This is a genomic window from Pseudomonas sp. K5002 (assembly GCF_013386655.1).
Classification (GTDB): domain Bacteria; phylum Pseudomonadota; class Gammaproteobacteria; order Pseudomonadales; family Pseudomonadaceae; genus Aquipseudomonas.
The window spans coordinates 1-10,205 of the sequence record NZ_JACARK010000263.1 but is presented as its reverse complement, the minus strand read 5'-3'; the positions used below and the strand labels follow the sequence as shown (position 1 = coordinate 10,205).

10 protein-coding genes and 1 pseudogene are annotated in these 10,205 nt (G+C 48.8%); 1 reads left to right on the top strand and 10 read right to left on the bottom strand.

Annotation, left to right across the window (positions count from 1 at the left end; translation table 11 throughout):
- Nucleotides 1–224: pseudogene (locus HX846_RS13840) on the bottom strand (hypothetical protein); the annotation flags it as partial.
- A gap of 385 nt (nucleotides 225–609) precedes the next feature.
- On the opposite strand from HX846_RS13840, the gene HX846_RS13835 reads away from it, so the two are divergent.
- Entirely contained in the window at nucleotides 610–867 is a 258-nt protein-coding gene (locus HX846_RS13835) for a hypothetical protein (protein ID WP_017478047.1), read from the top strand.
- A gap of 50 nt (nucleotides 868–917) precedes the next feature.
- Here the strand turns inward: HX846_RS13835 and HX846_RS13830 are convergent, their stop codons facing one another.
- The 9 genes from HX846_RS13830 to HX846_RS39530 all read right to left on the bottom strand — a co-directional run.
- Nucleotides 918–1,307, bottom strand: a complete 390-nt coding sequence (locus HX846_RS13830; RefSeq protein WP_087693613.1) for a hypothetical protein — start codon at nucleotides 1,305–1,307, stop codon at nucleotides 918–920.
- Nucleotides 1,308–1,451: 144 nt separating this feature from the next.
- Complete coding sequence (locus HX846_RS13825) at nucleotides 1,452–1,940, bottom strand: Imm6 family immunity protein (protein ID WP_087693612.1); 489 nt, start codon at nucleotides 1,938–1,940, stop codon at nucleotides 1,452–1,454.
- A gap of 394 nt (nucleotides 1,941–2,334) precedes the next feature.
- Nucleotides 2,335–2,793 (bottom strand): SMI1/KNR4 family protein, encoded by a 459-nt coding sequence (locus HX846_RS13820; protein ID WP_087693611.1) that lies wholly within the window; start codon nucleotides 2,791–2,793, stop codon nucleotides 2,335–2,337.
- A 6-nt stretch (nucleotides 2,794–2,799) separates the two neighbouring features.
- On the bottom strand, nucleotides 2,800–3,141 hold the full coding sequence (locus HX846_RS39250; protein WP_087693610.1) for an HNH/ENDO VII family nuclease: 342 nt from the start codon (nucleotides 3,139–3,141) through the stop codon (nucleotides 2,800–2,802).
- 1,317 nt (nucleotides 3,142–4,458) lie between these two features.
- On the bottom strand, nucleotides 4,459–5,094 hold the full coding sequence (locus HX846_RS13810) for an SMI1/KNR4 family protein (RefSeq protein WP_087693609.1): 636 nt from the start codon (nucleotides 5,092–5,094) through the stop codon (nucleotides 4,459–4,461).
- 374 nt (nucleotides 5,095–5,468) lie between these two features.
- Nucleotides 5,469–5,843 carry a barstar family protein gene (locus tag HX846_RS13800; protein WP_087693608.1) on the bottom strand — a complete coding sequence of 125 codons (375 nt, stop codon included), beginning with the start codon at nucleotides 5,841–5,843 and terminating at the stop codon, nucleotides 5,469–5,471.
- 229 nt (nucleotides 5,844–6,072) lie between these two features.
- Entirely contained in the window at nucleotides 6,073–6,285 is a 213-nt protein-coding gene (locus HX846_RS13795; protein WP_177020619.1) for a hypothetical protein, read from the bottom strand.
- A gap of 334 nt (nucleotides 6,286–6,619) precedes the next feature.
- Nucleotides 6,620–7,216 carry a hypothetical protein gene (locus HX846_RS13790; protein WP_256580043.1) on the bottom strand — a complete coding sequence of 199 codons (597 nt, stop codon included), beginning with the start codon at nucleotides 7,214–7,216 and terminating at the stop codon, nucleotides 6,620–6,622.
- Nucleotides 7,216–10,205: DUF637 domain-containing protein (locus HX846_RS39530; protein WP_256739813.1), on the bottom strand; the 2,990-nt coding region annotated here is incomplete at its 5' end. The genes HX846_RS39530 and HX846_RS13790, both read right to left, overlap by 1 nt.

The following is a 10,205-nucleotide window of genomic DNA, read 5'->3' as shown; positions in this document are numbered from 1 at the left end:
CCCAGCTTGGACGCGCCGCTGGCCATGCCGACGCCCGCACCAAGCCCGGCGCCCAGGGCCGCACCCCAGGCTTGTTCACGGCCCATGTAGACCATGTTCTTTTCCCACTTTATGGGCAGCACTTTGACCGTCTTGACCTGCGCACGATGCTCGGGCGTGAGGGGCTGGCTGACGCAGCCGCCGAGGATGAGGGTGGAGAGGAGAACCAGGAGAAGGTTTTTCACATCAGTCCTTTAATGTTGGTGGTGAATGCGTTTAATCAACGCCAGTGTGTCGGCAATGGGGGTGAAGACATGAGGCATTGGGATTGAGCCAGTACTTTGCTGCCTTGCGTGGGTTTGGGTGCGGGCTTATAGTCCGGGCCGTCGCCCACATGGCGATTCAGGTTTGGCGACCTGACGGTAGAGAATGCGTAAGCTGGTGGCTTTTTGCAGCCACTTGCTCGCCTGCAAAGTCGTTCTATGACGGCTGTGCGCGGGAGACCTTAGGGTCTGCCGGTTTTCTCTACTGCCGGTTCGCCAACCTGCGTACAGCTGTCACCCATACGTTTGGCGACGTTTGAGTGATTGCCTAAATCACTTAAGTAGAGAGTCAAAGATGAACCAATATATGCCCCTAACGGGCCACGACTGCACCGTCCCCGCCCTGCTTATCGACACCCATGCACCCCTCGACGTCCTCCACGACGCCGCCGTGTACCGGATTCGCGCCGTCACCCAACTGCTGGAAAACCTGGCCTTCCGTGAACAGCTCAGCAGCGATGCTGTGGTGCTTCAAGACTTCGCCCAATTGCTGGCTATTCCGCTGCGCGATGGGTGTGATTTGCTGGATGTCATCAGTCGCAGACTCAATACCGATCCATCCTGAGTAAAAGCCGGGCGGCCTGGGTGCCGCCCCTTTAACTAGGTTAAACAACCTCATTTACCAGGAAGCAAAACTTTTAAAGCATCTTTAGAAACGCACACTATGCGTGCCCACTCTTCTTTTTCCAAATACTCTGTATCAGAAAGATCAGGACCATACTTATCAAAAAGCGCGTCAATAGCTTGAACCACGTCCTCGATGGCTCTAGCTTCCTGATCATTTTTCAAAACTAGCCCTATCCAAGTGTATGCATTTTCAGCGAGCCCTGTATCGTCATATAAAAAATGTATTGTGTAATCAAATTCATCATAAGCTAAATTCGGCGATGAACGTTCTACCCAGGCACGGTACTGGTAATCTGAGTCCGACAAACCTGCCAGATAGGAAACCAGCTCCTCTCTCATACTCGGAAATTTTAACTCGGAGAGTTCCAAGTTTTCCATTTTTTATACTCACTCTGGGCAAAGGGGACGGATTTATTTAATCGACCTAGCTGGAGTTTTTAAATCTAATATTTAAACAAATCCGTCACTTTTACGTCCTAAATAAATCCTTCCCCTTTACGTTAAAGAGCAACTCTGCCAGCATTAAAACGTGGATTGCCCCCTATTTTCCAAAACGTGTACAGATAGATAAACACTCAACTTATCAGACAAGCCTATCCGTTCAACATAATCAACAATATATACAGCAGAGCTCTCGTCCGCCTCACATACCGGCTCAGACATTTGCTCTTGTAGCCCTACAATCTTATAGGCCTTATTGGCAAAAAAACCGATCACCAACAATATTAAAATTAAACTATTTTGTTCTACGCTTTCAGATGCAAAATTTCCTTCTGCCAGCGGTCCGCTCTGCATATCATCGGAGTCTAGATAATATGCTAATTCATCAGCACTGAGCCCTCGATCAGACAACCATCGCCAACACTTATCAACTGCCTCCTGACATTTTTTTTGCGTATCACTCGCCGAGTCAAGGTTACGTAGAGCATAATCAAGCAACAGAAGGAAAATTGAGGCTTTCTTTACCCACATCATACTGTCAATGACTTTAAGCGCTTCTTTATTGTCCATTACCTATTCTCCCATCTTTAACTAGGACTGTTAGACGATTTGGCATTGCTGCCCCTCCCTCAGCGGTAACTCTTAGCAGAAGAGCAGGGGTCAAAGGGGACGGATTTATTTAATCGACCCATCTGGAGTTTTTTAAATTTAATATTTAAATAAATCTGTCCCTTTTACGTACATAAATCCGTCCCCTTTATACGCTACTGCCTTTAGGCGGATTTACCATACGATCCGCGGCATGATAGTTGATTTGCTTACCACCGGTTGTCTTAGCGGTACCAAGCAACTGCTTAGTAGAGAACTCCCCGTCAAAAAGAACAGGAAAATTATTCTTACTGATTCCGGCTACTTCTTTTGCACCTAGCGTTTCTCAATCATTTTTTAAACGCAGAATCGTTATTCAACTGAAAGACATTATTCTTTTTTCTAAGAAATCGATAAAGTTTTTCGCATACAAACTATAAGTTTGATCAGAAAATTCAAGCCTATAAACAGGATACTCTCCACCATTAAGACCTTCGTCCGTGGCAAAATAAAATGATTCCCCTGCACCCGGCGGTTCGCAGATAAATAGCCTCTCCTTCCCACACAACCCATTTCGACCGTTAACGATTGACATATAAACGATATCACCACCCCTTACACTATCAAAATCCATTTCGTAGATACTATAAATCTCCTCCCCAGATATTTCCCCGCCAGAATAACACTTCAGCCACCATTTATAGCTATCAGGCAACTTCAACTCAAGACGAGCTTCAGCTTTATAAATCCACTCATCAGCAATCCCGTCACCATAATCAGCAAACTCAACGAAATCCGACTCTTTAATAAGATTAATTATTCTCGAATAATACACGCCTAATTACTCCCCGCTCCGAGCCCGCAACTTCCAATAATCCGACTGATAAGAGCTAAACTCTTTATCCTGCTTTGTCAATGTTTTTGCATTCAAATCCGTAGGAACTGAAACATAGTCAGTCGTAGGGTTTCTGTATTCTGCAGAGTCTTTGTAACGAGTATACCTAAAGCTTTGAGCGGCATTGGATGGGACATGAAGAACACTGCTATTCTGGCTATGAAAAACAGAACCAACTTCTGCAAGTGAACCACGAGTACCAGCGAATCCATTAACTTCAGTTTGCGAGAGATGATGTAACTCAACTGATTTCCCATCATACCCAATTGGTGCTCGACCCGAGGCCATCCTCTCAAGGTTTGAGCCTTCAACAGTTTACCTCGTACTCTCCAGGTCGATAGGGCCTCTGGGTCAAAGAGGGCGTTACGTTGATAAACAGTCCTATCTAGAACTGTTGTTTTATTCCAAAAAACATTAACTTTAGGCGTTGTACTTGCAACATTACTACCCGCCGTCGTGCCCGTACCAGCAGAACCTAGCCCTTTTGCACCAACACCTTCCGCCCCCGCCCGTGTAGCCCAACGCCCCGCAAACCACTCAATCGCCTTCCCACCAACCAGTCCGCCGGCAGCACCTGCCGCAGTGCCCAATGTCATATCGAACAATCTGTCGCCCAATTGCTCGGGTGTGGAGAAAACCAGTTTGTCCTCAGCCCGGGCGATGGCTTGTGCTGGAATCGGGCCCGTCCACCAATCGACGCCATCCCTGGCCGACTGTGCGATGCCTGCGGGAATTTGGTCGTAATTGTTTATAAGACCTTCAAGCCCCGCCTTGAACCGCCCAGGAAATTCGGCGGCAAGGTCCACAACGTGACTGCCTAAAGCCTCAGCTCGGTAACCCAGTTCATTGGCAGGCGCGTAGCCCGTGAAGACCAGGTCTTTCGGATCAAGGCCATTGAAGCCGTCGAGCAGTGCTTCACGGTACTCACCTTGCGTCATTCCATCTCGCAAAACTGATAGCTGCAATGAGCGCTCAAGATCAAACATTCCAAGGTTTCTGGACTTATCGAGCTCGTCCATATCCCTGATGATTTTCTTCTCGCACGCACCCGCTCCCGCTCCGAGCGCACTACACCCAGCTCTCGCCTTGTCCGCATCCTCAATTTCACGGTGAGTCAGCCAGTTGTACGTCGAGGCTTTTTGGGCGATCTCCGAGCCCTTTTCAAGATCACCATCAACGGCTGCAGCTGCTAACAAGCCCGTCAGCTGCGACAGCATCAACGTGATGTCGTCATTACCGCGTGCTGCCCAAGCCAGCTGGTTGATCAGTGCCTCATTCAGTCCGGCAGCCGCAGCACCGGTTTTGAAGTCGCTGCTAGTCGCTTCGCCAGCAGGCCGACCATTAACGCGAGGAAATAGGCGTCAGACCACTATTCTTCTATGTTTTTAAAGAGCAACTCTGCCAGCCTTAAAACGTGGTCTGCCCCCTATTTTCTTTAATCGACTCATCTGGAACTTTTTGAATTTAATACTTAAATAAATCCGCCCCCTTTACGATATTTAAATAAATCCGCCCCCTTTACGCTTGTTGTTAATAGGGGACCACCAATACCCGCATTCGCAATAACGGTGGCGTGCACCGACTTCTTCATATAACTCTAACCACTTAACTATCAGTTTTTAGTTTAATCTCAGCTCCGTCTGGCAAGTCTTTAATTTGGCGGGCAATATCAGCCCTAAACCTCATCCCCTCCACAGCATCTGCCATATACATATTATCCAGCACAAACTCTCCTCCCAGCACGAATGGCACCTTCGGCAACAAACGTTTTCCTGTGGGAAGCTGACCATTTTTCTTTTGCCATTGATGCGCTAACGGGTAGCCCGTGAGCGCCTCATAATCACTAAGTATTATTTTTGCCCAGCTTTCAATATCGTCGGCCAAATACTCTAGTGCCCCGGTTTCCGGGTCAAAAATATAAATCTTGTTATCTTTAATACAGAACTGCCCACCGAAAATGTCTTCAGCAAAAAATAAGCAACCATCGGCAATACCCTTATAAGCACCGCGCCAAAGAGTATCTTCATTCCAATCACGAAGACCAATTTCGTCCTGACTAGAATGTGTGGGAAACACATGTAAAGCGCTTTCTAGGGCGTAGAAGCCATTGCGTTGAACCAGCATCCTTAAAAGTTGATCAGATAAAGCACCGGCCAATCTATGTGACGGCCCAGAAATTTCCGGCGCATGATCACTCAAAGATGAGCTTGCATTCGATAACAATTTTTCCAAGCTGGACATATTCTAATCCACCACATCTATTCGAATCTTCGTTCCGTTTGGTAACTCTCTACATTGAGCACCAACACAGGCACCAGCCCCGCGATTGTCGCTAGGGTTGATATGTCTTACGGAGGAACCTTGACCACCCTCTTGAAACATTGCAGGTGGATATTCATCACGATCAAGGCCTGGCTTGGTTTCAGTACCGCGCAAAGAGTCACGCCTGCGTGATGCTGCATTCGCGCGATCTATGGTCAGAGTACCAGGCTTACCCGCGTCAATAGCATCTTCGATGTGTTGCGCTGATTCAGGAAAGCGGCTTTTGCTGACTGTGACAATCTTTTCAGCGTCACCGCCAGCGGCCCCAGTTGCTTTTGCACCAGCGGCTTAAGCTATTTGTCTAGCAGATCCTCGACCGTAAGCCTATCAATTTCTCTGAAGACTACTTCTATCTCGTGCCCTTCGTCACCAATCCAATCAAAGACCGCATCACGTAGAATCTCAAGGTATACCTGTAGATCCTCTCTTGGCAATTCTGGAAGAGTCACATGTACAAGGACGATTTTGTGGCATGGAATCCAGCTAAGATCTCTTAAGCAATCATATAAGGCATCCCAGTTAAATCCAAAATACCCCGGCAACCAAAGCAGGTAATACAGCGATCTTATCAATTCCTCTGCAATCCCAATGGACGGGTCAATCCGCACATAAAAAACCTCGGCCGCGTCATATGAAGGCGGGATGTCCACAAACTTGAATGGCAACATTTTCGACAGGCCTCAATTTTTTATCGGGATGAAGGTTTTGGGGTCAAAGGGGACGGATTTATTTAATCAACTCATCTGGATTTTTAAATATTTAAATAAATCCGTCCCCTTTACGCATTACGCTCACAGGATGAGTGCAGGAAGGCGGCAAAAAGGGTGCAAATAGAGTGCAAAACACCGGCGCAAGGCCGGTGTCGATAGTGCCTGATCAAGTTGGGTATATTGAAAACTACATTTGTCGAATATCAGATAAAAAATCATAAAATTCTTTTTCTGTCATCTCAAACTCTGGCCCTTCGACCATTGCCATTAGTGACAACAACGCAATGTCTAAATCTTTTGTGAGAGAAAGGTTTGGATCTTGGTAAATATCAAGTGCCTCTTTTGATATTTTAAAAATATCAAATCCATCAGCAACTGCTCTTCCAAGTCTGTCAGCCACTATGTCTTCCATGCTCATTGCTGCCCCCAACTCTTTAGCTCTGCTGCGGTCGGAGGGTAGTGCTGAGCATCAACCGGCTGCCCATTAATACTTTTCGGGTGGACACGGATTACTTCTCCTGCATGGTCATAGCTTTCCATCCATTGCCTCGTACTGCCCGTTTTAGGATCAAACTCCGTGGCGAAAGAAGCACCCCGAGTAGGTCCTTCTGTCCTTGCAGGAACCTCTTGGGTTAATGGGTCAAAGGGGACTGGGTCAAAGGGGACGGATTTATTTAATCGACCCATCTGGAGTTTTTTAAATTTAATATTTAAATAAATCTGCCCCTTTTACGTCAATACATACGAGAGAAATGCTCATCAATAGAACTTCCAGACCAAAAACTCACATCTGAAAATTCCAGACTATCAGAAACAACAACTACCCCCCTAAGCTCAAAAGGAATATCTTCTATACCAGCCTTAACGCTAGGGATTAAGTAGCGAAAATAGTCCCCCATTTTAGACTCTCCATCATAACCGGAAGGGAAGTCCTCCCCAGACACACTACCTTCTATAGCATGGTATATATAGACACCTTTAATTGCTGGAAGGTTATATTCTGTCAGCCTGGCTTGGAGTGAAGATCGATCCGCTATCCATCGTTCCACTTCAGCCCTAGAGTCTAGGTGACGATATGCACAGGCAGAGTATAAATCAAGAATTGTTTTACCGTTTTTAGCTTTCGGATATTCTTCGTAATCACCAGACTCTTCCCACAAGTACTCACTTAAGCTATCAAGCTTCTGCTCCACAGCTGTAACTTCCAACAAAACCTTTGGTAACGATCCAAAACAGTTATTCACCATGACGGCAATAGCACCGGCTTTGTCCATCGCAAACCAAGTAACAATTTCTCCAAATCCTGGAACCCATTGTTCATCAATAACCATCATTTATTCCCCGGCCAAGTCACCTTACAATTCGGGCATGTTTCTATAACTGCTTTAGGGGTGTATCCACCTTCATCCCTGATGGTTTTAGGACGTAAAGCCTGTGTGAATTTGATATTTTCTGGATTCCCTCCTGACCTGACAAGCTTATCTACTGCTGATACCTCTGCACATGCACCAGCAGAATTCCTGCAAAAACTTGTTAATTCACCTATTTTCACACCAAGCTTGCTCTCAACGTAGCTAACTGTGCGAGGATCCAAGCTCTCAGCGGTTACCTTACCGGTGCTGCTACCAACAGCAATTTTACCGGTCATAGGGTCATAAGCCCCGATCATCGTGGCGACCTTAGAAGCCTGAGTATTGCTAGGAAATGCAAAGATCGCATCTAAAAGCTCTTTGCTTGCCTGGTCCGCAAGCTCATCTTTTGCTGGTACACGCAGTATATTTTTATCAAAAACGCTACCGCCCTCCCCGGCTATTTGTAACGTAGGGGGTGATCGGTCAGCAACGGATGCTTTGCCAATGCCTGAAGCGTTAGTATTCCTTACACCCGGCAAGCCCAAACTCGCCATCCCTGCAACGCCTAAGAGGATGTTGCCAGCGGCATTCCACGTATCGCCATTAATCGCTTGGTTTGCACCATAACCGGCCTGAAGCACACCGTTCGCCGCAGCAGCAATTCGAATCGATGCCCCTAACGGCCCTGTAAGGCCATAAATCGCTGGTCCACCGATGTTCGCGAGCCCTTGCTGCTCATTGTTGATTTGCAAATAGCCTTTAGCATCTCGGTATGTCAGCTCGTTCGAGCTTTTGTCTCTGCTCCACATCAACTGGTCTAAAGGACCAAGCCCAGCTCGGACTGAGTCCGCGTAGGCATTTTTCGCGTCGGTGGTACCCGCGTAGGAATACTCATAGTTCGGCGTAGGCCCATTTTTCATCAGATTTGCCACGTCTAACTTTGCCTGCTGTTCGCCATGCAGAGTCAGTTGTTCATAGGTGTAGACCTGCAGGTAAGCGTTTAGCTCTGTTACGTCAGCCGCAGAGAGCGAGTAGGGGTCTTTTCTGTAAGCCGCCAGCAGGTTATCGCTACGCTGATCGGCCCCTTCCAGGCTTACCAGTTTTTGAGCAGCACTAATTCCTCGATCTTTCTCAAATGCCTCCCGAGCCCTATCCCGCTCAGGACCGGAATGATCGCCAAGAAAGTTGTACTGGGTAGCATTCTTGGCAATCCAACTGCCTTTTTCCAACTGACTGGCATCAACATCACCTTGTGCCGCCGCAGCTAAAACACCAACAATTTGCGAGCTCATGGTCAACAGGCCTTCATTGCCCTTGACCAAGTTATTCAGATCAACGACCAGCGCCTCAGAGGCACCTGCCGCTAGCGCACCCGTCTTGAAATCGCCGCCGGTTGCTTCGGCTAGCAGTCCTCCGACCATGGCGTGGATCGCGATTTTTTGTACAGAGCCATCGGCATATACACCCTTGGTGTAATCGCCCACTGCATTGAAGCTGGCAGCCGCCAACGTATTGAACAGCGCCCCTTTCAAGGCTTCGCTTGCACTTCCCCCTTGCCCCAATGCTTTGCTAAGAAGTGTGGATGTTCCTGCCTGTAAGGTTTGGTTAGCCGCAAACTGGCCTACTCCTGTCCATGTATTCAGCGGAGGGCCGACGACTTTGCCACCCGCCGAAGTCCATTCCGTATGAGTTCCTGTCCAGCCATCAAAATAGGCGGTAGTCAAGCCAGCGGTGGCACCCGCGATTGCATAGCCTTTGATGGCACTCGAGGAAGTCACATCCTTGAGCACAGCACCAAGGTTGCCTCGATTGTTAACCACACTGACCGTTGCATTCGTTGAAGCACCCGTCGCAACAGCGCCTGCGACGGCGCCGACAGTGCCGCCGCCTGCAGCGGCCGCTGCCATAGGCCCAACCACTGCTGCCATCACAATCGCAATAATGATCTGCGAAGCCGGCCCCAACCCCGAGTTGCTGTACTTGAAGCTGTCGTGGATTTCCTTGACCTGACGCCAGTCGACATCACCGCGCTTTTCCGCTTCCTTGATCCACGCCAACTGCGGGTCGGCCTTGACCATCGCATCAATGGACTGGCTAACGGTTTGCTGGTTAACCTGGTTGATGTCGATTTTCAAACCATCGACGGCTTTGATTGCCACGTTGCCTTCGGCAATCAACTGGCTCTGACGCAGGGTTTCATCTGTATTGCCCTTGCCTTTGGAAGACACCCAAAACGCATTGTTATTGGTCTTCTCGTGGCTTTCCTGATGCAGGTCCTTTACCGCCTCAAAGGTGATGGCACCACCACTGTCCAGGGTGATGTCTTTCCCACTCTGAAGCTTGGCGAGTTGGTAAGTCTGATCACCACCACTCTTAAGCACGAGGTCACCACCGGTCTTGATTTCAGTACCGACGTTGGTCACGCGAGTCACTTCGTCACGCTGGGTCTTTTTGTTGCCCCAACCGCTGACCTTTTTCATGTCATACAACGTATGCGTACTGTTCTGCGCCGCCAGCAAATTCAACTTATCCCCGCTATACAGATAAGCCTCATTCCCCGCACTGATCTTGCTCGCCACCAGCGTGGTGTCGCGCCCGGCCTGGCTCGTAAAGTCCCTGCCCGCCGTCAGCACACTGGCTAACTGCGTGGTCTGCTCATCCGCGGTCTTAATGCGTTTCTTGCCGTCTTTTTCCTTGCCTTCGACGTTGTGCACATCGCTGACAGACGCCACGTTGAAATCGCGCCCGGCCTGAATGTTCAGGTCCTTACCCGCGGTGGCGTTGCTGCCGATGATGTTGACGTCTTGCCCCGCCACCATGCTCAGGTTGCCGCCGGCCGTGACCGTGGCCGCTTGGTTTTTCACGTCGGTGGTGATGGTGGATTTGTGCCCGCCGTCGCTGAAGGCGTGGATCTCGCTGGTGTCGCTGACGGCGATCAGGTTGAGGTCGCGCCCGGCTTTCAGGTCGG

Coding starts and splice junctions, on each gene's coding strand:
- HX846_RS13810 (WP_087693609.1), bottom strand. CDS start 5,094: ATGTCCAGCTTGGAAAAATTGTTATCGAATGCAAGCTCATCTTTGAGT.
- HX846_RS13800 (WP_087693608.1), bottom strand. CDS start 5,843: ATGTTGCCATTCAAGTTTGTGGACATCCCGCCTTCATATGACGCGGCC.
- HX846_RS13790 (WP_256580043.1), bottom strand. CDS start 7,216: ATGGTTATTGATGAACAATGGGTTCCAGGATTTGGAGAAATTGTTACT.
- HX846_RS13830 (WP_087693613.1), bottom strand. CDS start 1,307: ATGGAAAACTTGGAACTCTCCGAGTTAAAATTTCCGAGTATGAGAGAG.
- HX846_RS13825 (WP_087693612.1), bottom strand. CDS start 1,940: ATGGACAATAAAGAAGCGCTTAAAGTCATTGACAGTATGATGTGGGTA.
- HX846_RS13835 (WP_017478047.1), top strand. CDS start 610: ATGCCCCTAACGGGCCACGACTGCACCGTCCCCGCCCTGCTTATCGAC.
- HX846_RS39250 (WP_087693610.1), bottom strand. CDS start 3,141: ATGGCCTCGGGTCGAGCACCAATTGGGTATGATGGGAAATCAGTTGAG.